At 60.7% G+C, this 25,255-nt stretch carries 17 protein-coding genes; 8 read left to right on the forward strand and 9 right to left on the reverse strand.

What is annotated here, in order from left to right; genetic code table 11:
- Nucleotides 1–98: 98 nt before the first annotated feature.
- Complete coding sequence (locus tag CLM72_RS02870; RefSeq protein ID WP_003188116.1) at nucleotides 99–419, reverse strand: hypothetical protein; 321 nt, start codon at nucleotides 417–419, stop codon at nucleotides 99–101.
- 357 nt (nucleotides 420–776) lie between these two features.
- On the opposite strand from CLM72_RS02870, the gene CLM72_RS02875 reads away from it, so the two are divergent.
- Nucleotides 777–2,843, forward strand: coding sequence for an AsmA family protein (locus tag CLM72_RS02875; RefSeq protein WP_034125673.1), 2,067 nt, complete (start codon nucleotides 777–779; stop codon nucleotides 2,841–2,843).
- A gap of 114 nt (nucleotides 2,844–2,957) precedes the next feature.
- Here CLM72_RS02875 and CLM72_RS02880 read toward each other — a convergent pair whose 3' ends face one another.
- Nucleotides 2,958–3,488, reverse strand: coding sequence for a bacterioferritin (locus CLM72_RS02880; RefSeq protein ID WP_034125674.1), 531 nt, complete (start codon nucleotides 3,486–3,488; stop codon nucleotides 2,958–2,960).
- 97 nt (nucleotides 3,489–3,585) lie between these two features.
- Nucleotides 3,586–4,476, reverse strand: coding sequence for a DMT family transporter (locus CLM72_RS02885; RefSeq protein WP_034125675.1), 891 nt, complete (start codon nucleotides 4,474–4,476; stop codon nucleotides 3,586–3,588).
- Nucleotides 4,477–4,574: 98 nt separating this feature from the next.
- Here CLM72_RS02885 and CLM72_RS02890 point away from each other — a divergent pair, with 98 nt between their 5' ends.
- The 3 genes from CLM72_RS02890 to CLM72_RS02900 all read left to right on the forward strand — a co-directional run bounded on the left by CLM72_RS02890 (nucleotide 4,575) and on the right by CLM72_RS02900 (nucleotide 6,953).
- Nucleotides 4,575–5,363 carry a helix-turn-helix transcriptional regulator gene (locus CLM72_RS02890; RefSeq protein WP_105225576.1) on the forward strand — a complete coding sequence of 263 codons (789 nt, stop codon included), beginning with the start codon at nucleotides 4,575–4,577 and terminating at the stop codon, nucleotides 5,361–5,363.
- Between the two features lie 71 nt (nucleotides 5,364–5,434).
- The gene (locus CLM72_RS02895) at nucleotides 5,435–5,734 is read left to right on the forward strand and encodes a PsiF family protein (protein WP_014716700.1); all 300 of its coding nucleotides are present in this window, start codon (nucleotides 5,435–5,437) and stop codon (nucleotides 5,732–5,734) included.
- 205 nt (nucleotides 5,735–5,939) lie between these two features.
- The gene (locus CLM72_RS02900; protein WP_032893793.1) at nucleotides 5,940–6,953 is read left to right on the forward strand and encodes an AI-2E family transporter; all 1,014 of its coding nucleotides are present in this window, start codon (nucleotides 5,940–5,942) and stop codon (nucleotides 6,951–6,953) included.
- Nucleotides 6,954–7,443: 490 nt separating this feature from the next.
- Here the strand turns inward: CLM72_RS02900 and CLM72_RS02910 are convergent, their stop codons facing one another.
- On the reverse strand, nucleotides 7,444–8,712 hold the full coding sequence (locus CLM72_RS02910) for an Hsp70 family protein (RefSeq protein ID WP_105225578.1): 1,269 nt from the start codon (nucleotides 8,710–8,712) through the stop codon (nucleotides 7,444–7,446).
- A gap of 158 nt (nucleotides 8,713–8,870) precedes the next feature.
- Here CLM72_RS02910 and CLM72_RS02915 point away from each other — a divergent pair, with 158 nt between their 5' ends.
- The 4 genes from CLM72_RS02915 to CLM72_RS02925 all read left to right on the forward strand — a co-directional run bounded on the left by CLM72_RS02915 (nucleotide 8,871) and on the right by CLM72_RS02925 (nucleotide 21,686).
- Nucleotides 8,871–15,035 (forward strand): dermonecrotic toxin domain-containing protein, encoded by a 6,165-nt coding sequence (locus CLM72_RS02915; RefSeq protein ID WP_256595269.1) that lies wholly within the window; start codon nucleotides 8,871–8,873, stop codon nucleotides 15,033–15,035.
- Nucleotides 15,010–15,261 carry a hypothetical protein gene (locus CLM72_RS29150; protein ID WP_256595270.1) on the forward strand — a complete coding sequence of 84 codons (252 nt, stop codon included), beginning with the start codon at nucleotides 15,010–15,012 and terminating at the stop codon, nucleotides 15,259–15,261. The genes CLM72_RS02915 and CLM72_RS29150 overlap by 26 nt, the downstream gene beginning before the upstream one ends.
- A gap of 230 nt (nucleotides 15,262–15,491) precedes the next feature.
- Nucleotides 15,492–16,430: a DnaJ C-terminal domain-containing protein gene (locus CLM72_RS02920; protein ID WP_034126393.1), complete on the forward strand. Its 939-nt coding sequence runs from the start codon at nucleotides 15,492–15,494 to the stop codon at nucleotides 16,428–16,430.
- An 84-nt stretch (nucleotides 16,431–16,514) separates the two neighbouring features.
- Nucleotides 16,515–21,686: a dermonecrotic toxin domain-containing protein gene (locus CLM72_RS02925; RefSeq protein WP_105225579.1), complete on the forward strand. Its 5,172-nt coding sequence runs from the start codon at nucleotides 16,515–16,517 to the stop codon at nucleotides 21,684–21,686.
- On the opposite strand, the gene ureC is transcribed toward CLM72_RS02925, so the two are convergent.
- From ureC to ureA, 5 genes are all read right to left on the reverse strand, one after another.
- On the reverse strand, nucleotides 21,683–23,383 hold the full coding sequence (gene ureC, locus CLM72_RS02930) for an urease subunit alpha (RefSeq protein WP_057702629.1): 1,701 nt from the start codon (nucleotides 23,381–23,383) through the stop codon (nucleotides 21,683–21,685). The two genes, CLM72_RS02925 and ureC, sit on opposite strands and share 4 nt — an antisense overlap.
- Before the next feature lie 110 nt (nucleotides 23,384–23,493).
- On the reverse strand, nucleotides 23,494–23,799 hold the full coding sequence (locus tag CLM72_RS02935) for an urease subunit beta (RefSeq protein ID WP_060764600.1): 306 nt from the start codon (nucleotides 23,797–23,799) through the stop codon (nucleotides 23,494–23,496).
- Nucleotides 23,796–24,329, reverse strand: a complete 534-nt coding sequence (locus tag CLM72_RS02940; RefSeq protein WP_034126396.1) for a GNAT family N-acetyltransferase — start codon at nucleotides 24,327–24,329, stop codon at nucleotides 23,796–23,798. Before CLM72_RS02940 ends, CLM72_RS02935 begins: the two co-directional genes overlap by 4 nt.
- 5 nt (nucleotides 24,330–24,334) lie before the next feature.
- Nucleotides 24,335–24,847 carry a GNAT family N-acetyltransferase gene (locus CLM72_RS02945; RefSeq protein WP_105225580.1) on the reverse strand — a complete coding sequence of 171 codons (513 nt, stop codon included), beginning with the start codon at nucleotides 24,845–24,847 and terminating at the stop codon, nucleotides 24,335–24,337.
- A 9-nt stretch (nucleotides 24,848–24,856) separates the two neighbouring features.
- Nucleotides 24,857–25,159: an urease subunit gamma gene (gene ureA / locus CLM72_RS02950; protein ID WP_003171437.1), complete on the reverse strand. Its 303-nt coding sequence runs from the start codon at nucleotides 25,157–25,159 to the stop codon at nucleotides 24,857–24,859.
- Nucleotides 25,160–25,255 lie beyond the last annotated feature (96 nt).

Raw genomic sequence — 25,255 nt, forward strand, 5'->3', positions numbered from 1 at the left:
TGCCGGCGTCGAACTTGGCAGGGGCGGGGCGTGACGCGTTCTATATAAAAGCAAAAGCCCGATCGGCAGATCGGGCTTTTTTCTGGGCCACCACAGGCTTAGCTCTGTGCTTGATGCAGTTCTTGCAGACGGTCGGCACCGCCTTCAGCAACGCCTTCGGTGTAGGCGCGTTTGTTGGCTTGTTCAGCACCGCCTTCGACCAGACCTTTCTCTTGCAAGCGGTTGTAGCCATTTTCAGCTACGGCGCCTTTGGCGTAATCACGGTTTTCGTCTTCTTGCGAACCGCTGCGAGCCACGGTTTGGCTGGTTTGCACGGCTTGAGCTTTGTTCTGCGGGGTGGCCTGTTCGGCAGCTGGCAGGGCAAAAGCGCTGGAAGCCAGGACAGATAACAGAACGGTAGCGAGTAATTGGCGTTTCATGATGGTTGCTCCTAGGGAGGGCGATAAAGTGGGTACAGGGCTAATGTTACCCTTGATAAGTCGATATAAAAGTTCATAAACACAATGGTAATAATCAACAGAATTGATTGTTCTCGCCGGAGGCTCTAGATCGAGCCTCTCAAGCCCGCGGCTTTGCACCGATGTGGGTATTTTCGACACGAACCCGGGTAACAATGGTGCGTCGTCGATGGGGAAAATTGTCTGGTTGATCAGGAAAATCGCTTTTTTCGGTTAAATCCGCGGTTGCGTTAAACCCCCAGGCACTTTGCCAGTCGTAGTCCTATAAGCTGTTTAAAAGGCTGTTGCCCAGCCAGTCGTATTCAGGAGTCCTGTGCAATGACGCGCACTCGTAAAATTCTCGCTTGGAGCTGCGCCAGCTTCGTTCTGTTGATTGCCATCGTGGTACTGGTGTTGGTGTTCTTCGACTGGAACCGCATCAAGCCGCCCCTCAATGCCAAGGTCTCCGAAGAACTGCATCGTCCGTTCGCCATCAACGGCAACCTCGCCGTGGTGTGGCAGCGTGAGCCCGATGAAGGTGGCTGGCGTGCCTGGGTGCCGTGGCCCCATGTGATTGCCGAAGACCTGACCCTGGGTAACCCCGATTGGTCGAAACAACCGCAGATGGTCACGCTCAAGAAGGTTGAGCTGCGCATTTCGCCCCTGGCCTTGCTGGTGCAGCGTGTGGTGATCCCGCGCATCGACCTCACCGAACCCAGTGCCCAGTTGCAGCGCCTGGCTGATGGCCGCGCCAACTGGACGTTCAAGTTCGACCCCAAGGACCCCAACGCCGAACCGTCCAATTGGGTGGTGGATATTGGCGCCATCGGCTTCGACAAAGGCCATGTGACCCTTGACGATCAAAGCCTCAAGACCCAGTTGGATGTGATCATCGATCCGCTGGGCAAGCCGATTCCCTTCGGTGAAATCGTCGGCGATGCCGATGCCAAAAAGGCCCTGGAAAAAGGCTCGGCGCCCCAGGACTACGCGTTCGGCCTCAAGGTCAAAGGCCAGTACCATGGCCAGAAGCTCGCGGGCACGGGCAAGATCGGTGGCTTGCTGGCCTTGCAGGACGCGGCCAAGCCGTTCCCGCTGCAAGCCCAGGTCAAGATCGCGGACACCAGCATCGCCCTGGCCGGCACCCTGACCGACCCGCTGAACCTCGGTGCCCTGGACCTGCGCCTGAAGCTTTCGGGCAGCAGCCTGGGCAACCTGTATCCGCTGACCGGCGTGACCCTGCCGGATTCGCCGGCCTATTCCACCGACGGCCACCTGATCGCCAAACTGCATGAGGCCAGTGGCGCCTCCTTTCGCTACGAGAACTTCAACGGCAAGATCGGCAACAGCGACATCCACGGCGACCTGGCCTATGTTGCCAGCCAGCCACGGCCCAAGCTCAGCGGCGCGCTGGTGTCCAACCAACTGCTGATGGATGACCTGGCGCCGCTGATTGGCGCAGATTCCAATGCCGAGCAAAAAGCCCGTGGCGGTGAAAGCAAGCAACCGGCGACCAAAGTGCTGCCGGTTGAAGAGTTCCGCACCGAACGCTGGCGCGAGATGGATGCCGATGTGGAGTTCACCGGCAAGCGCATCGTGCACAGTGCCGACTTGCCCTTTACCGACCTCTACACCCACCTGGTGCTCAACGACGGCCAACTGAGCCTTGAACCCCTGCGCTTTGGCGTGGCCGGTGGGAAGCTCGATGCGCAGATTCGCTTGAACGGCCGCACTACGCCGATGGAGGGCCGCGCCAAGCTGACGGCGCGCAACTTCAAGCTCAAGCAGCTGTTCCCGACTTTCGAACCGATGAAAACCAGCTTCGGTGAACTCAACGGCGATGCCGATATTTCCGGGCGCGGCAACTCGGTGGCGGCACTGTTGGGCACGTCCAACGGTGACCTGAAGATGCTCATCAACGATGGCGCCATCAGCCGAAGCCTGATGGAAATCGCCGGGCTCAACGTGGGCAACTACGTGGTGGGCCGCCTGTTCGGCGACGAAGAAGTGAAGATCAACTGCGCAGCGGCGGATTTCGGCATCAAGACGGGCCTGGCGACCACGCGGCTATTTGTGTTCGATACCGAGAACGCGATCATCTACATCGACGGCACCGCGAATATGGCCACCGAGCAGTTGGACCTGACCATCACGCCGGAATCCAAGGGCTTTCGCCTGTTCTCCCTGCGTTCACCGCTCTACGTCAATGGGCCTTTCATCAAGCCCAATGCTGGCGTGAAAGCCATTCCGTTGGCGCTACGCGGTGCGGGCATGGTCGCCCTCGGCGTGATCGCCGGGCCTGCCGCTGGCTTGCTCGCCTTGGTTGCCCCAAGCGGTGGCGAGCCCAATGAGTGCGCACCGTTGCTGCAACAGATGAAGGAAGGCAAGGCGCCCAAGACCGTGAAGTAACTGTGGGAGCGGGCTTGCCCGCGATAGCGAAGTATCAGTCAATGATTTATCAACTGATTCAACGCTATCGCGGGCAAGCCCGCTCCCACAGGGGGGATGTTGCGGTGTTAGTTATTACAGATCCTGCAGAATATCCGCCATATCGTCGGCGTGTTCTTCTTCCTGAGCCAGGATGTCTTCGAAGATGCGACGGGTAGTCGGGTCTTTGTCACCGATGTACTGGATGATCTCGCGGTAGCTGTCTACCGCGATCCGCTCGGCCACCAGGTCTTCGTAGACCATTTCCTTCAAGGTGTTGCCCGCCACGTATTGCGCATGGGAGTTTTTCGACAGCAGGTCGGGGTTGAACTCCGGCTCGCCGCCCAGTTGCACGATACGCTCGGCCAGTTTGTCAGCGTGCTCGGCTTCCTGGGTCGCATGTTCCAGGAACTCATCGGCAGCCACGCTGGCCTTGAGGCCGTTGGCCATGAAGTAGTGACGCTTGTAGCGCAACACGCACACCAGTTCGGTGGCCAGCGACTCGTTGAGCAGGCGGATGATTTCTTCGCGGTCGGCGTCATAGCCTTCGGTCACGGCGCCGTTTTCGACGTTCTGGCGGGCGCGGCTGCGCAGGGTTGCAACGTCAGTCAATCGTGCTTCAGTCATTTCAATCTCCTGGGGCTAATCCGGTTGTACGCCACGCTCTGCCGGCGTGATCGCTATTGGTTGTGAGTCCCGGGCCAGGCGAAAAGTTTTATCGGATTTAACAGGATGTGTCCTGAGGGCGTCTGACCGGTGTGGTCCAACGCTCTGACAGAATTACTCCACCCAGGGTCAGCAAGCCCCCCACCAGGTGATACAGCGCCAACTCTTCCTTCAGCACCACGGCTGCAATCAGCGCGGTAATCAACGGCAGCAGGTTGAAAAACAGTGTGGTACGGCTTGGCCCCAGGGTCTTGACCGAGTGCATCCACGCCAGCGGTGCCAGCATCGAAGCCAGCAGGCAGGCATATAGCACCAGCGGAATATTCGCCCAGCCCAAACCGGCCTTGGCCGAGAACAGATACAGCGGCAGCAGCACCACCACCGCGACCAGCACCTGCAAATACAGCAGAACCAACGGCGGCAGGCGCAGTTGCCATTTTTTCAGCAGGGTGCTGTAGACCGCATAAGCCAGGGTCGCCACCAGCATCATGCCGTCGCCCAGGTTGACCCCATGTTGCAGCAGCGCGCCCAGGCTGCCGGCCGACACGACCACTACCACGCCTGCGAACGACAGCACCGCGCCGGTCAGCGCGCCAAAGGTCAGGCGTTGGCCGAGGCTGATAATCGCGGCGGTCAACGCCATCAGTGGCATCAGCGAGAGGATGATGCCCATGTTGGTGGCACTGGTCAGCGTTGCTGCGTAGTAGGCCAGGCTTTGATACACCGCCATGCCGAGTACGCCGAGGATAAAGATCTTGCCCAGGTTGGGGCGGATCTGCGGCCAGTGGGCGATCACCGGCTTGAGCATGAACGGCGTGAACAGCAACGCAGCGAACAGCCAGCGGTAAAAGCCGATTTCAGCCGGGAAGATAGAGCCCACGGCCAATTTGTTGACCACGGTGTTGCCGGCCCAGATAAAGATAGCCAGCAGCGGATACGCGTATTGCATTGAAAAGAAACCCAGTGTGTTGACGAGGCAGGATTATCCTCTGTCTGGATCGAAGCTTATACTGCGATCCAGACAACTGAGCGTTGAATCCAGACAATATGTCCCGACACACCGTACGCCTGCCCGATTTCGCCCGCCTGCCAAGCCCGGTGTACTTTCGGTATTCCGATTTTGCCCCGGACACCGAATGCACCCCGCACCAGCACACCTGGGGCTCGCTGGATTACTCGGCCAGCGGTGTGATGCGCATGGAAGTGGCGGGCAATCGCTTCATGTCGCCACCGCAATACGCGGTGTGGGTGCCGCCGCAAACCGAGCACAGCTCCTACAATGCCGAGGCGATTGTCTACCACTCCGTAGGGCTGGCGCCGCAGCTGTGCGAGCAGTTGCCGCAGCAGCCTTGCACCCTGGCGATCAGCGACATTCTCAAGGCGATCCTCAAGGATTTCGCCCTGCGCGATGTCAATGCACCGCGCACCGACGCCGACATCCGCCTGGCCCAGGTGCTGGTGGACCAGCTCAGGCAGGCGCCGGTCCACGACTGCTTCCTGCCCTACGCCCGCCACCCGGGATTGCTTGGGGTCTTGGAGGGCATGCAGGCAGAGCCGGGAGACAACCGGCCACTGGCGCAATGGGCCGAGCAGGTGCATGTGAGCGAGCGCACCCTGGCGCGCCAGTTTGTGCGCGAGCTGGGCATGAGCTTTGGCGAATGGCGCCAGCGCCTGCGCTACCTGGCGGCCATCGAGGCGCTGGACAGCGACCGCAGTGTGCAACACGTGGCGTTTGATCTGGGCTACAGCACCGCCTCGGCGTTTATCGCCATGTTCCAACGCCACGCCGGCTGCACGCCGGAGCAATACCGGCGGGCGAATATTCGTGGCCGGTGAAGTTGTAACAGGTTTTGACTACACTGCGCTGTAGGTCGTGCCCGTCGGCACGGTAACAGGGAGAAAACTCCATGAAGATGCTGCGTATTCCGTTGTTGATGATGGGCCTGCTGATGTGTGCCCAGGGTTTTGCCGCCACTGCCCAGCAGAACAAAATGACCACCTGCAATGCCGAGGCCACCACCAAGACGCTCAAGGGCGATGACCGTAAGGCCTTCATGAAGACCTGCCTGTCGGCACCTGCCGCCAATGACGCCAAGACCCTGACCCCGCAGCAGCAGAAGATGAAAGACTGCAATGCGTCGGCGAAAACCAAGGCGTTGACCGGTGATGCGCGTAAGACATTCATGAGCACCTGCCTCAAGGGCTGATCGCGAGTTCACGAATGCTGCAGAACCCCTGTGGGAGCTGGCTTGCCTGCGATTGCGTCGCCTCGGTATGACGGATACACCGAGGTGCACGCATCGCAGGCAAGCCAGCTCCCACACTTGATCGTATTCACAACACCCGCTCTCGCTTGATTCTTCCAAGGCTGGCAGACTGCCCATCCTTCAACGCCGTTTGTTTTGAGGCTGTATGCCAACGTTTTCTCAGCGTCATGTGTTGTTGCTGTCCAGCTACATCATCATTTTCGGCGGGTTGCTGCTGGTACTGCCGCTGAAATTGCTGCCCAGCCTGCTGGCCGGCCTGTTGGTCTATGAACTGGTCAACATGCTCACCCCTCAACTGCAACGCCTGATCGAAGGCCGGCGCGCGCGTTGGCTGGCGGTGGCTTTGCTGGGAACTCTGATCGTCAGCGTGTTGGCATTGATCTTCGCCGGCGCCATCAGCTTCCTGCTCCACGAAGCCGAAAACCCCGGGGCTTCGCTGGACAAGTTCATGGGTGTGGTTGATCGCGCGCGCGGCCAGTTGCCGCCGTTCATCGACGCCTATTTGCCCGCCAGCGCCGCGGAGTTTCGCGTGGCCATTGGCGATTGGCTGAGCAAGCACCTGAGCGAACTGCAACTGGTCGGCAAAGACGCCGCCCACATGTTCGTCACCTTGCTGATCGGCATGGTGCTGGGTGCGATCATCGCCTTGCAGCGCGTGCCCGACCTGACCAAGCGCAAACCCTTGGCCGCCGCGCTGTTCGACCGCCTGCACCTGCTGGTCCAGGCGTTTCGCAATATCGTGTTCGCCCAGATCAAGATCGCCGCGCTCAACACCGCCTTCACCGCGGTGTTCCTGGCAGTGGTGCTGCCGTTATGTGGCATTCACCTGCCGTTGACCAAGACCCTGATCGTGCTGACCTTCCTGCTCGGTCTGCTGCCAGTGATTGGCAACCTGATCTCCAACACGCTGATCACCATCGTGGCGCTGTCGCTGTCGATCTGGGTGGCGGTGGCGGCACTGGGGTATTTGATCGTGATCCACAAGGTCGAGTACTTCCTCAACGCGCGAATCGTCGGCGGGCAGATCAGTGCCAAGTCATGGGAGTTGTTGTTGGCGATGCTGGTGTTTGAGGCAGCGTTCGGCCTGCCGGGGGTGGTGGCGGGGCCGATTTACTATGCCTATCTGAAAAGCGAGCTGAAGCTGGGTGGGATGGTTTAAGCCTTGTGTCGCCTGGGCTGACGCCATCGCGGGCAAGCCCGCTCCCACATTGAAATGCGATCACCTGTGGGAGCTGGCTTGCCTGCGATGACGGCCTCACAGCCGCCCCCTATCTATCTGACGCCCCGCGATCAAACTGTGGGAGCGGGCTTGCTCGCGAAGGCGGCCTGACTGCCGACCGGGATGTTGGATTTGACCGCGTACATATCCGTTATTTAGGTAACGGCCGCTTAGGGTTACGCCCTGACGGCGTCTCACTTTTGAGAAGCGCAAAAGTAAGCAAAACGCTCTTGCCCCACCACTCGGCACCTCGCTTGGGCTCGGTGTGCCCGTAATTCGCCAGTGATTTTGGGGGCCCCCAAATCCCTGTCGAATTCCGGCCAGCGTGGTTTAACGGGGCGCCTAAGATCAAAAGCAGATCAAGATCAAAAGCGGCTCGCTTCGCATCGTGGTTACCGTCAAGTGGGCGCGCCACGGTGTCAGCTACAACTCAGCAACCGTAGCGCTTGCTCGCCTCAATCGCCAAACCACTGCCAATACTGCCGAAGATATTGCCTTCCACATGCCGCGCATTCGGCAGCATTCCCGAGATGCTGTGGCGCAGCGCCGGGATGCCGCTGGAGCCGCCGGTAAAGAACACCGTGTCCACCTGCGCCACGCTCACCGAGGCGTCGTTGAGCAACTGCGTGACGCTGCCGCGTACACGTTCCAGCAAGCTGTCGATGGACGACTCGAACAGTGCGCGGCTCAGGTCTACGCTCAGGCCCGCTTCGATGCGGTCCAGCGGCACGTGGCGGCTGTCTTGATGGGTGAGCTGGATCTTGGTTTCTTCCACTTCCATGGCCAGCCAGTGCCCGGCACGCTGTTCGATCAGCTTGAAGAGGCGGTCGATGCCGCCAGTGTCTTCGATGTCGTAGCGCATGCTGCCCAGCGCCAGCTGGGATTTTTGCGAGTACACCGAGTTGATGGTGTGCCAGGTGGCCAGGTTCATGTGGTGGCTGGTGGGCATGTAGGCGCCGCTCTTCATGCGGCTGCCGTAGCCGAACAGCGGCATCATGCCTTGCAGGCTGAGCTGTTTGTCGAAGTCGGTACCGCCGATGTGCACGCCGCCGGTGGCGAGGATGTCGCTCTGGCGATTGTCGTTGTGACGACGAGCCGGCGACAGGCGCACCAGGGAGAAGTCGGAGGTACCACCGCCGATATCGACGATCAGCACCAGCTCTTCTTTCTCGATGGTCGACTCGTAGTCGAACGCCGCTGCAATCGGTTCGTACTGGAACGAGATGTCCTTGAAGCCGATCTTGCGCGCCACATCCACCAGGGTGTTTTCCGCTTCCTGGTCGGCCATCGGGTCGTCATCGACGAAGAATACCGGGCGGCCCAGTACCACTTCTTCGAATTCACGACCGGCGTTGGCTTCGGCACGGCTCTTGAGTTGGCCGATAAACAGTGCCAGCAGATCGGTGAAGGGCATGGCAGTGCCGAGCACGCTGGTGTCGTGCTTGATCAGCTTGGAACCCAGCAGGCTCTTGAGCGAGCGCATCAGGCGGCCTTCGTAGTTCTCCAGGTATTCGTGCAGCGCCAGGCGACCATATACCGGGCGGCGCTCCTCGAAGTTGAAGAACACCACTGACGGCAGGGTGATCTTGTCGTCCTCCAGCGCGATCAGCGTCTCCTCGCCGGGGCGGATCCAGCCGACGGTGGAGTTGGACGTGCCGAAGTCGATGCCGCAGGCACGGGCTGGAGATTCGTTTTTCATGTCTTACAGGTTCCGGGCAAAAAACGGCCGCGCAGTGTATGTCACTCGCGAGCGGATGCGTAGACCGGCGATCCGTAAATTCGCGCTATATAGCTACGTCTTGAACCGGCAGGGGCTTGGTTAGGCTCGGGTTTTACTACCCTCACGGACGAATCGCTATGCCTGATGCAACCTTCAACGCCGACCTGCGCGGCGTGCATTACGACTTTCTCAAACAACGCGTGCCGAACTGGTTCATGGAAGGCTCGCCGCAACGCCAGCAAGAGCTAGGCACGCACGAGATGGATATTCCTGCCTGGTACCTGGCCGCCACTCACCAAGACAAAACCACTCTGGCTGCCCGGCACACGCGCTTTCGCGAAACGCTCAATGCGATTGAAGAGCACCTGGGCCAGATCGAAGACGTCCTGGCCTTCGCCGAACAGCCGCTCAAAGAGGCGATCAAGAAAGAGTTCAACCTGGAACTGGATGTGCGCAATGTGTTTTTCGTGCGCAAATACGGCTCAAAAGGTGCTCGCGATGACTTCTACGGTGCCTTTGTTTTCGAGCAGCAAAACGACCCGTCACTGAGCTACAGGTATCGCGGCATTTCCCTGTTGGAAGCGGCCTTGGCCAATTTCGAGGCCGATGAAGAGCAGCCGTCGTCGTGCACCGATTGCCAACTGATCACCACCTTCAACCTAGAAAACCCCCACATCATTGCGACCTTCGCGGCCGTCCATGCACAGGCGGTGGCGATCACGCCCCATGCTTTCGCCAGGCTTTGCCGCACATTGGACCTTGGCGCGCTTTATCAGGCGCATATCAAGGCCATTGTAGAGCCCCAGGACGCGGATGAACGCCAGGCGCTTGAACAGCTGTTGGAAGAGCATCAACGCGAGCAGTTGGCACTGTGCATCGATATTGCCCGGTTGCAAAGTACCGGGCCGCTCAGTGCCGACGCCTGCCAAATGCTCCAAAATGTGGTCACGGGCTCCGCCACGCCGAAACTGGCCGGGAAGCCTGTGACATACACCGCGCTCAACGTGTTCGACTGCGTATTGGTGGGGCCGCTGCTGATCGGGCCTGATCGGCAAAACACCAACCGCCCCGAGCCTTTGGTGGTGTACATCCCCGGTGACCCGCAACAGCCCCTCAAGGAGTATGCGTCCAGTGGCGAATTCATGGCCGACTTGCGTACCCGTCTGCACAGCGCATCGTACCGGCGCTTTTTCAGCCGCTTTGTGCCGGTGCGCGAACAAGGCGGGTTCTTCACCCGGTTCAACCGTCTGTACCAGCCTGCCAATAACGGCAATGGCGGTGCGGACTACCCGCTGCGCACGCCGTTGGCGCGCTTGCCTATGCAAGAGTTCGCCCTTGCCGGTGAGCTGTGGCAGCGCAGTCGCCAAGCGCATATCAGCAAGATCCTGAGCGATGCACGCGCAGTGGCCGTGCCCACCGAAGACGAGGACCGCAAGGCCCGGCTCGAACGCCTGGAAGGCTTTTTCGAGGCGGCCGTCAGCGTATTCAATCTCGCCGCGTTTGTGGTGCCGGGGCTCGGCCCGATCATGTTGGCCGTGGGCGCATCGCAGATGTGCTACGAAGTGTTTGAAGGCATCGAGGCCTACGATCAAGGCGAGCCCCGGCAGATGTGGGCGCATTTTGCATCGGTAGCCCTGAACGTAGCGTTCATTGCCACGGGGTCCAAGGTGCTGCCCGCCGTCAAATGGCAAAGCGCAGTGGATCACCTCAAACCGGTGACGCTGCCCACGGGCAAGCAGGTGCTGTGGAACCCCGACCTCAGGCCCTATGCATCTGCCGTCAAGCCGGCGCCAGAGGTCAAGCCCAATGCGTTGGGCCTGTACGATCATGCGGGTCAGCAATGGGTGTCGTTCGAGGATACGCATTACCAGGTCAAGCAAGACCCGAGCGGCCAGTACCGTATTCAGCACCCGACTCGCCCCGACGCCTACGCGCCGGAATTGGAACACAACCATAACGGGGTGTGGACCCATGAGCTGGAAGAACCGCTGACCTGGGACGAGCCCACCTTGATCAAGCGCCTCGGGCTGGTCGAGCAGGCGGATCCGTTGCGTATCAGCGGCGTCGAAACTGACACTCTGCGCCAGGTTGCGGTCGATCATGAACCCTTGCCGCTGTTGCTTGACGACACCATCAAGCGCTTCGAGCTGCATCAGCAACTGACCACCTTTGTCGAGCAAATCAAAAGCAGCGACCCGCTGGTCTACCAGAAGGCCGAGCCGGCACTGCAATTTGACCTGCTTCAACGCCGTGGCCTGCTGCCTGATGGCGTAGCGCTGAAAGTCATCGGCCCAACAGGCGAGGTCGTGTGGGAAAGCGCCGATGCGTCGCCCTTATTGCCCAAGCGCGTGATGGTGTTGACCGAGACCGCCATGGCCCAGGGCCGTTTACTCAGGGAGTTGCTGTACACCTTGCAAGGCGTCGACCCGCAGCTCAAGGAATTCCCCGGCAGCCCCGAAGAGTCACTGGACGTTCGCGCCGCCAAGCTGCGCCAGTACCTTGGCGATGCCGTTGATAGCCTCAAAGGACCGCTGCTGGAGGAGCGTTACCGTGCGTTGAACCCAACGCCAGACGCCGATGTGCAACGCGTGCTGGATACCTACCCGGCCTTGCCGACGCTGGCCGCCGAGCGCTTGCTGCAAGGCGCCGCAGTGGATGAGCTGACCGCTTTTCGCAGCAGCGGGCGCCTGCCTGACCGGTTGGCCACCCAGGCTCAATGGTGCGCGCAGGAAACCCGCGTGGCGCGCGCCTACGAAGGGCTGCACCTGGACACTCAGACCCACCTCGACAGTCAGCGCCTGGCCTTGCGCACCCTGGAAACCCTGCCGGGCTGGCACCGTGGCTCGCGGGTGGAGTTGCGTCAGTACTCGGCCGAGGGCACGCTGATGGATGCCATCGGCTCCCCCGACTTCCCGCACAAGCGCAGCCTGATACTGCTGGACAGCGGTGAGTTCCAGGCAGCCATGCCCGGCGATTTCTACAGCGCCATTTGGGAGCAACTCGCGCCCGATGAGCGTCAGCGTCTCGGGTTGGGCAGCGCGCTCGAATTGAAGCAGGCGATACAACGCAACCCTCTTTCGCGCCAGGCGTTGCGCACGGTGCTGGAGGACTTCCCGCTGCGCAAGCCCGAGTACGATCCGATGGTCCGCTTGATGGGCGGCGCTCCGGGCTTTCGGCATATGGCAAGGGTGGCGGCTAACGTGCTTCGCTCTCCGGCAGAGCGGGTACGCCGGTTGTATCCATCATTCACTGAGGAGCAAGTCACGGCGTTTATTCAGTCGCTGGGCGAAGATGTCCCAGGCGGGTTGGCCAGTCGTGAGCTGGAATACCACCACCTGAAAAAATCCTTGAAAGCGTGGGCTCGCTCCAGAGGGCCACATGCCCTGGCGTACTACAGCGCCGAATGGCGTGTGAGTGATGCAATCAAACGCTGCTGGCGTCGCGAGACCGGAAGCCAGTTGAATATCCGTCGTTCAAAAGACGAAATTCGTTGGGTGGATTTGCCGCCGCTAAAGGCCGACTTCAGTCATGTCCAGGACGTGGCGTTATCGGGGCTCACATGGAAAGGGCATTCCAGCTCGTTGTTTCTCGAAAATTTCACGCATATCAAGAGCCTGAGCATGACTGACGCCGGGTTGACCGAACTGCCGGCGGTGATCGGCGATATGAAGCAGCTCACGTCGTTGAAACTGCCCTCCAATGAACTGAAACTGAGCGAGCGTAGCGCGGCAAGCTTGAGCGCTCTGGATGCCTTGCAAGTGCTGGATCTTTCGGAAAATCCGCTGGGTACATTGCCTGATTTCGGCGGTATGCCGCATTTAAGAGAGCTGAATCTATCGTTCACCCGAATCGAGCGTTGGCCTTCGGGGTTGAGGACGCAGACTGGGCTGGAGCGCGTCGACTTACGTCACAATCGACTGCAACAGGTACCGCAGGACAATCTTGTTCCGCCGGCAGATCAACTGGAAACGATCGTGCGGATCAATAACGTCACCTTGCTTGATGGCAATCGCTTCCCGCACGATTACTGGGAAACATTCGATAAGTATTGGCAGGACGTGAACCAGTCACGCCCCGACCTTGTGTCAGGCGCTCTCGATGGAGCCTTTGACAGCAGAAACCCACGCCTGGAAATGGTGCAGCAGATGTACCCCGAGTATTCCCTGCAAAAGGCCCGGGAGCTTGTCTGGAGCTGGGGCGAAGGCGCCGATACCGAGCTGGACCGGCGCTGGCAGGAGTTTTCTGTGCTGCTCAGGCAGTTGAACGCGTGGGCATTTTCAGGCGGCGGCGAGCGCCAGCGCTATGTGCGCGTGGGGGAGCGCGCCACCGATGCTGCGTCACTGCGTGATCGCAACCTGGCGCACAACCGCATCATGCGCTGCTGGCGCCGTGAAACCCCGCAACAGCTCACCAACGACGGCGAGCCCTTTGGCCTGGAGCTGGACCTCAGCGGCCTGACGCTGCCAAGCCTGCCCGACCTGGATGCGGACTTCAGCCACGTAGGCTCACTCAAGCTGAGCAACATGAACCTCAGGACTTCGCCTGAGGGGTTCCTCGCTCGCCATCAGGGCGTACGCTGGCTGGACATGTCACGCAACCAGTTGCGCGAGTTGCCGCCGGCGCTGGGGCAGATGCATGGCCTGACCCGGCTGTCGTTGCAAAATAACCAGATTCGCCTGAACCCGGAGTCGGCTGCGATGCTGGCGTCACGCAGCACCCTCAGAGCCTTGATCCTCAATTCAAACCCCCTTGATATCGCGCCGGATTTCAGCCAGATGACGGATTTGCGTTCGCTGGGGATGGGCAACACCCATATTGAAACCTTTCCCACTGGGCTGGGGGCGCAACCCAGCCTGGATGCGGTGTACCTGAGGGGCAGTCGGATTTCAACGCTGCCCGATGCGCTGATTGCCCCCTCGGACGAGGCGTTGGCGCAATCCCTGCGGGTAACCAGCGTCACTGACCTGGGCCTGAACCCCTTGTCCGCCGAAACTCAGGCGCGAATCGCCGATTACAACCGTCGGCTTACCGACCCGGAGCGAGCGGCCAACAGGTTGGTGCGCAGCACTCTGGAGGTGGCTGTGCCGCAGGCCGTTACTGGCGACTCAGCGCCGTTTCAGCGCTGGGCCAGAGGGTTGTCAACGCAGCTGCTTGCCCAACGCCGAAGCCAATGGTCCACCCTGCGTGCACTGCCAGGCGCGGACGGTTTTTTCGACATGCTCAGAGATCTGAAAGTGGCGTCCGCTGAATATGAAGATGTGCAGCGGCGGGTGTGGGAGGTGATCGACGCGATTGCCAGCCACAGCGCCGAGTCGGAGCAACTGCGCAAGGAAATGTTCGAGTGGGCGGGCCAGGCGACGTGTTGCGACCGTGCCGCCCTGACCTTCGGTAACCTGGAAATCCTGCTGATGACCAGCAATGCCAAGGCCCAGGCGTTGGATTCGACTCAGGGCGCCGCGCTGGTGAAGCTGTCCAGGGGCTTGTTCCGCCTGGAGGAAGTGGAAAAAATCGCCCTTACGGATATCGACCAGCGCCGGACTGCGATCAATAGCCGCGAAGACCTGACGGCGACGCAGAAGGCCGACGCTCTAAGGGCTCTGGAAGAAGTGGAAATCAGGCTGGCCTATCGTTACGGCCTTAAAGAGCGGCTTGACTTGCCGGGCCAGGCGCAGCAGACCAGGTTCATCCATTTCGGCAACGTCAGCCAGGCGATGCTGGATGCTGCGTACGATAAGGTGATCGGTCTGGATAATTCGGTGCATGAGTTTCAAGCCATGCTCGCCAGGGAATTCTGGCAAGACTACATCGCGAACAAATACCGCTCGCGATTCGAGGCGCAGAACCAACCCCATCACGAACAAATGAATGCGTTGTTGCGCGATTTCGAGTCCGGTGCAATCTCCAGGGCGGTGTTCGACAGTGAGGCCGAAGCACTGCAGGGGCAGTTTGCAATCGAAGAAGCACAGCTGATTCAAACCCTGTCCCGCGATGAAGTGGCGCAGGCGTTGATGCCGACCGCAAACCTTGAAGTGTTGGTGGAGGCTGTAGGTCAGGAGCTGCAACTCTCCGAGGCTCAAACCATCGAATTCAACGGCAAACAGTATTTTGTCGCGAGCATGCCGGATGCGGGGGATGGCGAGCATTACATTTTGCGGGTGCAGGCACCGCAGAACCCGTTGGCGCTGGTCAGCAGCGGGGTGGTAGCCAAGCCCGATATCCATGGGGTCTGGAAGCGCAGGGGTTTGGCGGGTGGGATGAAGCCGCAGGGCTCCGACGATGAGTTTTTCGACCTTCGAGTATGACGCCCAGGGCAAACCTTTGCGCCAGGCCCCGAGTGGCTACAACGTTGAAGCGGTGGGCTTCAACGTCGAGGCAGACAGTTGGATGGGGGTAGGGGAAGGTGCGCGAACCAAACGCGAGAATTTGATACTGACGGCGGTATTTGCCACTGAAGACATTGCCGCGGGCGCCGAGCTGCGCATGGATTATCAGTACACTGAGGGGGCAATAAAAAACCTGTTCGCTTGATCCTACCCGAGTAAGTAACGGGTCTGTCGTCGTAAATAGCCATATCCCATCTTGAAAGGGCGGGTTTTGCCCCAATCTTGTGGGCATATCCAGGCGGTACACAGTGATTGCACTGACCCTGTGTGCCGCCGATTAACTTATGACGCGCCCTGACATCAATTCCCAGGCTGCCAGCCATGGCGTGCCGTGTGGCGGGCTGCGCGATATCGATAACGGATGGTGATGCCCCCATGGATTTCAAAGACTACTACAAGATTCTCGGTGTCGAGCCCACGGCTGATGACAAAGAGATCAAGTCGGCTTATCGCAAGCTGGCGCGCAAATATCACCCGGACGTCAGCAAGGAAAAGGACGCCGAAGCCAAGTTCAAGGATGCGTCCGAGGCCTATGAAGCGCTGAAAAGCGCCGACAAGCGCGCCGAATACGACGAACTGCGCAAGTACGGCCAGCATGGCCAGCCGTTCCAGGGGCCACCGGGCTGGCAGAGCCGTGGCGGCTTTGGTGGTGGCCAGGACGCGGGCGACTTTTCGGACTTTTTCAGTTCGATCTTCGGTTCGCGCGGTGATGCTTTCGGTGGCGGCCAGCGCCGTCCTACCGGGCGCAAGGGCCAGGATGTGGAGATGCAGCTCACGGTCTCCCTGGAGGAAACCCTGTCCACCGAGTCCAAGCAGATCAGCTTCCAGGTGCCGCAATACGATGCCTCCGGTCGGCATGTGAGCAACACCACCAAAAGCCTGAACGTGAAGATCCCGGCCGGTGTGGCCGATGGCGAGCGCATTCGCCTCAAGGCCCAGGGCGCGCCGGGCATTGGCGGCGGGGCCAATGGTGATTTGTACCTGATCATCAAGTTTGCGCCCCACCCGAGGTTCGAGGTGGACGGCGAAAACCTGATCATCAACCTGCCGCTGGCACCCTGGGAGTTGGCACTGGGCACGGAAGTGGCCGTGCCGACCCTCACCGGCAAGATCAACCTCAAGGTGCCTGCCGGTAGCCAGAACGGCCAGCGCATGCGTGCCAAGGGCCATGGTTTGCTGAACAAGGCCGGGCAACGCGGCTATCTGTTCATCCAGCTCAAGGCCGTCATGCCCAAGGCGGCGGATGATGAGGTCAAGGCATTGTGGGAGGCCCTGGCGCAAAAGGCTGCGTTCAACCCGCGCGAGCAGTTTTGAACGGGTCATTGATTTAGTTAGCGCCAGCCGCAAAAACGGCGTGCCTAGGATGACAACCTCTTCCAAGAAAAAGGTTGTCATCCCATGCCGGACTTTCAGGTCACCGACCCCGCCACTCCGCTTCCCGGTGAGCAGGGCCAACATTACGAGCTGATCAAACAGGCTATCCCCACTTGCCTGGTCAACAGTTCGCCTTCCCGTCGCAAGGCCCTCAAAGACACGCCGCCAGCCATTCCCCGCTGGTATGACGCTGCTTCCCAGGCGCACAAAGATCAGCTCAAAGTGTTGCTGGACGCCCGTTGCGATTCGCTCAACGAACTGGAGAAAACCTTCAGTCACATACGCTCGGAGCAAGCGTTTGCCCAACCCTTGTTGGAAGCCAAGCTAAAGGCTATCGGCCACGAGCTGGACGTCAATCAAACCTGGTTGCGCCTGTATGTACCGGTCGAAGATGCCTTTGGCGTAAAGACCAGTGGCTTCAGGGTCAAAACGTTCTCCCTGCTGCACGCTGCCCTTGGCAACTTTGAGCAACGCGAGACTCGAGAGGGCTATTTCGACAGTGCCTCAGGTTTCATCACCCAACCGGACGTGCGCGATCATTTCGAGCGCCACACCACCACCCTGAAGATTCATGCGTTCACCCAGCTGTGCCGAGACCTGGACCTGGGCAAGCAGTACCAGGCTCACCTCAAGGCGCAGTTGAAACCTGACGACGCCCAGTCCCAGGCCGAACTGCGCGAGCGTTATGTCCGGCACCAGAAAGCCGCCTTCAAGGCGGCAGCGTACCTGGCGTTGCTCAAGGGCGACATTGGTGACAGCGATCACGCCTTGCTGATGCGTGTGGCGGCCGGGGAAAAACACATTCTCAGCGACGGCAAGCCCATCGGGTATCGCAGCCTGAGCCTGATGAACCTGCACCTGCATGATTGCCTGGTCATCGACGCTTGCGCCAAGCCTGGCTACACCTGCTGGGTCATCGTTTATATACCCGACGATCCCGACCATCCCATCAAGCGCTATGAAACCTTCAGTGACTTCAGCACCGCGTTGAGCGAGCGCCTGAGCGCGAAAACCACCCAGGAAGCTGACCGCTCCCAAGGCTGGAAGGCTACGCCGAACCAGCATTTTTTTGCCCGGTTCGTTGCCGACAAAGACCGCGCCTACTACTACAAACGGCTGACCGAGCTGGTGCTGGACGCACCTCCCCAGCGGTTTGGCGCACAGGCCTTGCGATCGGAATGGGGGCGCTTGCTCACTTCTCCGTCCTTTGCCACGCCTTCGACACTGGGCGAACCACATCCCTACGTGCGCGTGCACGCCACTGCCCCTGAATTCAACATTCGCGCCCACACCCTGACGGACCTATGGCAAGTTGCAGACCTGTGGACCTATCGCCTGGGCAGCCTGCGTACTCGGCTGTTCGAGAACGCCCGGCATCGTGCGGTGAGCACCGCCGATGTCGATGAGGCCTCGCGTTCACTGCGCGCCGCGCATTACATGAGCATTGGCCTGTTCGGTCTCAACCTGGTGGCCATGGCGGTGCCGCCGCTGGGTGTGGTGATGGCCGTGGCGATGGCCGGGCAAATGCTCTACGAAGTCATTGAAGGTGTCATCGAGCTGAGCGAAGGCGACCGTGAAGCGGGCTGGGCGCACATTACCGATGTGGTGGAAAACCTGGCGACGCTGGCCGCACAGGCGGCGGTGGTTCATTTCACCGTCTCGCCGTTTATCGAGCAGCTCAAGGCTGTCACCTTGCCCAGTGGCAAGACCCGGCTGTGGAATCCCGACCTGTCGGTCTACGAGCACTCCTCTTCTTTACCAGCGGTGGCGGCGGATGAGCAAGGCCTGCACCGGCATAACGGCCAAACCGTGCTGCCATTGGAGGGTAAACGCTATGCTGTGCAACAAGACCCGCTGACCGAGCAATACCGCATCCTCCATCCCACACGCGCCGAGGCCTATCAACCGATATTGAAGAGCAACGGCGCTGGCCTCTGGAACCATGAAGTGGAACGCCCGCACACCTGGGAAGGCGCCACGTTGATGCGGCGATTGGGCCCGGTGACGGAGGGCTTCAGTGATGCCGAGTTGGAGCAGGTGCGCAGCGTGGCGGCGGTGAGTGAGGACGTGCTGCGCCGCGTGCATGTAGAAGGCGAGCCGGTACCGGCGATCCTGCTCGACACCCTGCGCCAGTTCAGGGCGTATCGCGATGCGGTAAGCGTCGCCGAGGGCATTCGCCAGGGCTCGCTCAGCAGCGCACTGTGCAGCTATGCCGCATCCCTGGCGGTGGAGTTGCCGGGATGGCCGGCGAGCAAGGCGATCGAGGCATTTTCCGGCACCGAGTTGAGCGGGCCGTCGATCAAATACGGTAATCAGCAGGCCGCGGCGGCGGACACGGTGCAGGTCCACCGCGCTGAATTGATGAGCGGCCAGTTGCCCATACGCATTATCGAAGCGTTCAGCGAACCTCAGCGCGATGCTCTGGTGGGCAGTTACACCGCCCGCACACCCGAGGCGCGAACCGAGGCCCTGAGATTGAAAGTCGAACAAAGGGCCATCGAGGTGCGCGAGCGGTTGATGAAGAGTATTTACCTCGAGCAGCAGCCACCCTCCGACACCGCGATTATGCTGATCCAGCGTGACTTCAGCGGTGTGCCGACGATTTTGGCGCGCGAAGTGCTGGCGGACGCGACGCCGACCGAGCGCGACACGATGAGCCGCGCCAAGCGCATTCCCCTGCGCCTCGCTGAAAAGGCGCGCCGGGCGCAGCAGCAAATGCGCCTGACCCTCGCGTATGAAGGCTTGTATCTCGATGCGTTGGCCGGCCCAGACACCGAAACCCTGGCCCTCCACACACTGTCGGCGCTGCCCGGCTGGTCGAACAATCTGCGCCTGGAAGTGCGCGAGGGCCGATTTGAAGGCCCATTGCGTGCCAGTTTTGGCCCTCAGGAGGCGAGCAATCGCAAGGTCCTGGCACGCATGGAGGATGGACGTTATCAAGCCTTTGATGAGCGCGGTCAGGATCTGCATGGCCTCAATGGTTTCTATGGCGCCTTGCAGCACGCGTTGACCGACGCCCATCGCAACGCGATTGGCCTGCCCCATGTCGGCCAGGGTGAGCAATTGAAGGGGTTGATCCAGCAACATGCATTAGGCCGAGCACCGTTGCGCAAAGCCTTGGGCATGTCGCCGGAAAAGCTGCCGTTTTTTCGACCGCCGAGCGTGTTGCCGGGCGAGCGTCGCGGCTATCCATTGAGCGGACGGGGTGGTACTGAGTGGGAAAAAATCACGCGCGAGCGGGTCCGCAGCCTGTACCCGGAAATCACCCGGGACGAAATGCTCGCCCTGATCAACGAGCGCGGCGCGCTGGATCTGAGCTGGCTGCGTGCGTTGGAGCAAGAGTACAAGACCCTGCAGTCCACCTTGCACAACTGGCTGAGGACACCGCCCCAAGGCATGGAAGCGTTCGGTGACCAGCAACGTCAGGTGCTGAGGGCCAGGCGCAAGATTTATACGGCGCTGGATGACGCCTGGAGAAAGGTTGGCCCACGTCACTACGATCGAAATGGGCGCCTTTTGGGGCAGAAAATCGAATGGTTGGAAGAGGACCTGGCGCAGCAGCTCCGAACCTTGCCCGCACTGACTGCAGACTTCGACCATGTCAGCTACTTGGGCATTGTGGGAACCGAAGGCTCGCAGCTGACGGATGCGGATGTGCAGCCACTGCTCGCTAACTTTCGCGGTCTGCGTCGATTAGGGATCGAGGCCGCTCAACTGACACGCCTGCCGTCAGCCATCGAACAGATGCCGCATTTGCAGCGGTTGCATCTGGGCGGTAACAGTATTGTCCTTAAGCCTGAAGACGTCTTGCGCTTGAAAGATCGGGTGCATCTCAAAGAGTTGTTTTTGGAGATGAACCCACTCGGCTTGCCACCCGATGTCGGACGCATGACGCGCTTACAGACCTTGCTGCTCAATCACACAAGCCTGGAGGAGTGGCCTGCCAGTGTGTTCCGTGTGCCCAGGCCGGAGAATTTCATTCTGGATATGCGGGAGAACCCGATAGCGCGGATTCCCGAGTTCGCGCCGGGCTCGGATAAGGCACTGATTGTGGCGAAAACGTTCCTCACCCGTGAAGAGCTGACGCCTGAGCTGCTTGCTCAATTCAAACGGTACATCGAGGCCGCCGGCCGCGATCCGGATCGCCAATTGCCGAAAAGGGGCGCGCGCGACAGCGAGCAGTGGAAAACCGGTTATTCGGCGCAGGAATGGCCCTCCAGGCAAGTGTTATGGGACATGCTTGAAGGTTCGTTTGGCTCTGAGGGCTTTTTCAATGTTCTTCGTGCCGTCAGAAACTCCGGGGACTCGACAGTCGGGGGCGGCGTATGGTTGCCGGAACTGACCGCCAAGGTCTGGCGCATACTTGAGGCGATGGGCGAAGACGCCGAATTGCGCGAGCAGTTGTTCCTGATGGCCCGGGACCCTGCGGCCTGCGTGGACGCCGGCGCCCAGATGTTCAATGCGATGGGCGTTGCCGTGCTGCATTGGTCGGCGTACTTCAGCGAGGACGTGGCCTCCGTGCGCAAAACTGTCTTCAACCTGGCCAGAGGCAAGTGGCGGCTCGATGAGTTGGGCCGTATCGCCCATGAGCGCGTGTCCCAACTGCAGGCCGACGGCGTCAAGTTTCCGGAGTACAACGCGCAAGGCGCACGCATCGATCATTACGATGCCCGCGGCAATTTGATCGACGATATCGACGAAGTCGAAATCTACCTGGCGTACACAACGCCATTGGCAAACCGCCTGGACCTGCCCTGGCAATCGCGGAGCATGATGTTCCACGAGGAATATGTGACGGCGCCCATGGTCGAGGCGGCATTCAACCGCGTACAGCTATTGGACCAAGGCGAGCTGCTGCGTGGCAACCTGCTGGAGCAACCGATGTGGACCGACTTTCTGCAGCGGGCTCATCCAGCTGACTACGCGTCGATTGCCGCAAAGTTCGATGCACTGATCGACTATCAGGCTGCGCAGGAACAATGGGCCGCCGCAGCCAACCGCCCTGAGAGCGCGAGGCAGGCCCTGCGCCAAACCATCAGCCGGTCGGCCCAGCGCCTGGGCCGACCGGCTTCGGAAAGTGAACCGGGGCAACTGATGTCCCAGCAAGACTACGATGACACCTTTGGCCGCATCAATGCCGAACTGATCACCTTGAACCAGACGCTGACCGATCAAGCGATCAGCGCCGTCCTCTAGAACAGGAAGTACCGCTGGGCCATCGGCAACACCTCGGCCGGTTCGCACCACAGCAATTGACCGTCGGCCTTGACCTGGTAAGTCTGTGGGTCCACCTCGATATCCGGCAGGTAATCGTTGTGGATCAGGTCGGTTTTCTGCACGTCGCGGCAACCCTTGACCACCGCGATCTGCTTCTTCAGGCCCAGGGCCTCGGGCAGTCCGGCCGCCTGCGCGGCCTGGCTGATAAACGTCAGGCTGGTGGCGTGCAGGGAGCTGCCGAAGCTGGCGAACATGGGGCGGTAATGCACCGGCTGCGGCGTCGGGATCGAGGCGTTGGCGTCGCCCATCAGGCTCGAAGCAATGGCGCCGCCCTTGAGGATCAGCGTGGGCTTGATGCCGAAAAACGCCGGGCGCCACAGCACCAGGTCGGCCCATTTTCCGACTTCGATGGAACCGACGATATGGCTGATACCGTGGGTGATCGCCGGGTTGATGGTGTACTTGGCAATGTAGCGCTTGGCGCGGAAGTTATCGTTGCCCACGCCGTCGCCCGGCAGGGGGCCACGCTGTTTTTTCATCTTGTCGGCGGTCTGCCAGGTGCGTGTGATCACTTCGCCGACACGGCCCATGGCCTGGCTGTCGGAGCTGATCATCGAGAACGCACCGAGGTCGTGCAGGATGTCTTCGGCGGCGATGGTTTCGCGGCGGATGCGGCTTTCGGCGAAGGCCACGTCTTCGGCAATGCTTGGGTCCAGGTGGTGACACACCATCAACATGTCCAGGTGTTCGTCGATGGTATTACGCGTGAACGGCCGCGTCGGGTTGGTGGAGCTGGGCAGCACATTGGGGAAGCCGCAGGCCTTGATGATGTCCGGTGCATGGCCGCCACCGGCACCTTCGGTGTGGTACGTGTGGATGGTGCGGCCCTTGAGCGCGGCGAGGGTGGTTTCGACAAATCCCGACTCATTGAGGGTGTCACTGTGGATCGCCACCTGCACGTCGTAGGCATCGGCGACGCTCAGGCAGTTGTCGATGCTCGCGGGTGTGGTGCCCCAGTCTTCATGTAGCTTCAAGCCGATAGCACCGGCCTTGACCTGCTCGATCAGCGGCTCGGGCAAACTGGCGTTGCCCTTGCCGGTAAAGCCAATGTTCATCGGGAACGAATCGCTGGCCTGCAGCATCCGCGCAAGGTGCCACGGGCCGGAAGTGCAGGTGGTGGCGTTGGTGCCGGTGGCCGGCCCCGTGCCGCCGCCGATCATGGTGGTGACGCCGCTGGTCAGGGCCTCTTCGATCTGCTGTGGGCAAATGAAATGCACGTGGGAGTCGATGCCGCCGGCGGTGAGGATCATGCCTTCCCCGGCGATCACTTCGGTGCTCGCGCCGATGGCCATGGTCACGCCGGGCTGGATGTCCGGGTTGCCGGCTTTGCCAATCGCGTGGATGCGGCCATTCTTCAAGCCGACGTCGGCCTTGACGATGCCCCAGTGGTCGATGATCAATGCGTTGGTGATCAGCGTGTCGACTACTTCATGGGCGAGCAATTGGCTCTGGCCCTGGCCGTCACGGATCACCTTGCCGCCGCCGAATTTGACCTCTTCGCCGTAGACGGTGAAGTCCTGCTCGACTTCGACGAACAGTTCGGTGTCGGCCAGGCGCACCTTGTCACCGACGGTGGGGCCGTACATGTCGGCGTAGGCTTGGCGGGTGATTTTCATGTGTGTGCCCTGAAGAATAGGTGTTGAATGTGAAATCGCTATCGCAGGCAAGCCAGCTCCCACAGGGATTGCATTCCAATTGTGGGAGCTGGCTTGCCTGCGATGAGGCCCTAAAGGTCGCCCATGACCCGCCCTGCAAATCCAAATACCCGCCGCCCACCACCCAAATCCACCAACTCCACCTCCCGACGCTGCCCCGGCTCAAACCGCACCGCCGTGCCCGCCGGAATATTCAGGCGCATGCCACGGCTGGCCGCCCGGTCAAACTCCAGTGCGTCATTGGTCTCGAAAAAGTGGTAATGCGAGCCCACCTGGATCGGCCGGTCGCCGCTGTTGGCTACGCCGAGGATGAGGGTGCGGCGGCCGACATTCAGTTCGATCTCGCCAGGCTGGATCTGATATTCACCAGGAATCATGCAGGTTGCCCCAGGGTCTTGAAGTAGATGGCGGTCGGGCTGTAACGCCCGTCCGGGCTTTGGCAATAGTCGGGCAGTTCACCGAGCTTGGTGTAGCGCAGCGACTGGTAAAAGGCTTCGGCGCCGGAGCCGGCCTCGGTGTCCAGGTACAGCAGGCCACGCTTGTGCTGGCGCGCGGCGAGTTCCAGGGTATTCATCAATTGCTGGCCCAGGCCATGGCGACGGGCGCTGCTGTGCACCAGCAACTTTTGCACCTCGGCGCGGTTCAGGCCGTTGGCTTTCTGGCACAACGCCAATTGCACGCTGGCGATCACCTGCTCGTCGCGCACCACTACCCACAGCAGCAGGCTGGTGTCCTCGACGCCGGCTTGCACGCCGGTCAGGTAGTCCCGGGCCTGGGCCTCATCGAAGTCGGCCATGAAGCCCACCGAAGCGCCGTGCTGCACCGCGTCCAGCAACAGCTCGATCAAGCCCCGGCGGTAATGGGCAAAGCTTTCAGCATTGACTCGACGCAGTTGTGCAGCGCTCATCGATCTCACTCCTGGGGCGGTTCGGCGCCCGGATTCAACGTCAGTTGCATAAAGGTCAGGTCCAGCCAGCGGCCGAACTTGATGCCCACTTGCGGCATTTGCCCGGTAGTCACGAAGCCCAGGCGCTCATGCAGGCTGATCGAGGCCAGGTTGCCGCTTTCGATGGCGGCGACCATAACGTGCTTGCCGCAGCTGCGGGCGCGCTCGATCAGGGCCTGCATCAGGCGCGGGCCGAGACCTTTGCCGCGCTGGTCATTGCGCACGTATACCGAGTGTTCCACGCTATAGCGGAAGCCTTCGAAGGGGCGCCAGTCGCCGAATGAGGCGTAGCCGGTGACTTCGTCGTTGTCCACCGCGACCAGGATCGGGTACTGCTGCGCCTGGCGCGCACTGAACCAGGCCTGGCGGTTGGCCAGGTCCACCGGTTGCTCGTTCCAGATCGCCGTGGTGTTCAACACCGCGTCGTTGTAGATGGCGCGGATCGCCGGCAGGTCGTGTTCGGTTGCATCACGAATCATGGCTGCGCCTCAGGCAATGGGCTGGTGGACGGTGACCAGCTTGGTACCGTCGGGGAACGTGGCTTCCACCTGGATATCCGGGATCATTTCCGGGATACCTTCCATCACCTGTTCGCGGCTGAGCAGGGTGGTGCCGTAGTGCATCAGGTCGGCCACGGTGCGGCCATCGCGGGCGCCCTCCATCAGGGCGGCGGAGATATAGGCGATGGTCTCCGGGTAGTTGAGCTTCACTCCGCGTGCCAGGCGCCGTTCGGCGACCAGGCCTGCGGTGAAGATCAGCAGTTTGTCTTTTTCCCGTGGGGTCAGGTCCATGGTTCAAGGTCCTTCATAAAATTCATTCTTAAATACATAGAAGATCCCATGTGAGGCTGATTTATGTGGGAGCTGGCTTGCCTGCGATACAGGCGA

Origin of the sequence: Pseudomonas sp. MYb193, assembly GCF_002966775.1 — a bacterium.
GTDB classification, from domain to species: domain Bacteria; phylum Pseudomonadota; class Gammaproteobacteria; order Pseudomonadales; family Pseudomonadaceae; genus Aquipseudomonas; species Aquipseudomonas paracarnis.

Bases quoted from the DNA above. Each gene is read 5' to 3' on its own strand.
- CLM72_RS02880 (WP_034125674.1), bottom strand. From the start codon at position 3,488: ATGACTGAAGCACGATTGACTGACGTTGCAACCCTGCGCAGCCGCGCC.
- CLM72_RS02900 (WP_032893793.1), top strand. From the start codon at position 5,940: ATGCCAACGTTTTCTCAGCGTCATGTGTTGTTGCTGTCCAGCTACATC.
- CLM72_RS02940 (WP_034126396.1), bottom strand. From the start codon at position 24,329: ATGAGCGCTGCACAACTGCGTCGAGTCAATGCTGAAAGCTTTGCCCAT.
- ureC (WP_057702629.1), bottom strand. From the start codon at position 23,383: ATGAAAATCACCCGCCAAGCCTACGCCGACATGTACGGCCCCACCGTC.
- CLM72_RS02875 (WP_034125673.1), top strand. From the start codon at position 777: ATGACGCGCACTCGTAAAATTCTCGCTTGGAGCTGCGCCAGCTTCGTT.
- CLM72_RS02910 (WP_105225578.1), bottom strand. From the start codon at position 8,712: ATGAAAAACGAATCTCCAGCCCGTGCCTGCGGCATCGACTTCGGCACG.
- CLM72_RS02890 (WP_105225576.1), top strand. From the start codon at position 4,575: ATGTCCCGACACACCGTACGCCTGCCCGATTTCGCCCGCCTGCCAAGC.
- CLM72_RS02935 (WP_060764600.1), bottom strand. From the start codon at position 23,799: ATGATTCCTGGTGAATATCAGATCCAGCCTGGCGAGATCGAACTGAAT.
- CLM72_RS02885 (WP_034125675.1), bottom strand. From the start codon at position 4,476: ATGCAATACGCGTATCCGCTGCTGGCTATCTTTATCTGGGCCGGCAAC.
- CLM72_RS29150 (WP_256595270.1), top strand. From the start codon at position 15,010: ATGAGTTTTTCGACCTTCGAGTATGACGCCCAGGGCAAACCTTTGCGC.
- CLM72_RS02915 (WP_256595269.1), top strand. From the start codon at position 8,871: ATGCCTGATGCAACCTTCAACGCCGACCTGCGCGGCGTGCATTACGAC.
- CLM72_RS02870 (WP_003188116.1), bottom strand. From the start codon at position 419: ATGAAACGCCAATTACTCGCTACCGTTCTGTTATCTGTCCTGGCTTCC.
- CLM72_RS02920 (WP_034126393.1), top strand. From the start codon at position 15,492: ATGGATTTCAAAGACTACTACAAGATTCTCGGTGTCGAGCCCACGGCT.
- ureA (WP_003171437.1), bottom strand. From the start codon at position 25,159: ATGGACCTGACCCCACGGGAAAAAGACAAACTGCTGATCTTCACCGCA.
- CLM72_RS02895 (WP_014716700.1), top strand. From the start codon at position 5,435: ATGAAGATGCTGCGTATTCCGTTGTTGATGATGGGCCTGCTGATGTGT.
- CLM72_RS02925 (WP_105225579.1), top strand. From the start codon at position 16,515: ATGCCGGACTTTCAGGTCACCGACCCCGCCACTCCGCTTCCCGGTGAG.
- CLM72_RS02945 (WP_105225580.1), bottom strand. From the start codon at position 24,847: ATGATTCGTGATGCAACCGAACACGACCTGCCGGCGATCCGCGCCATC.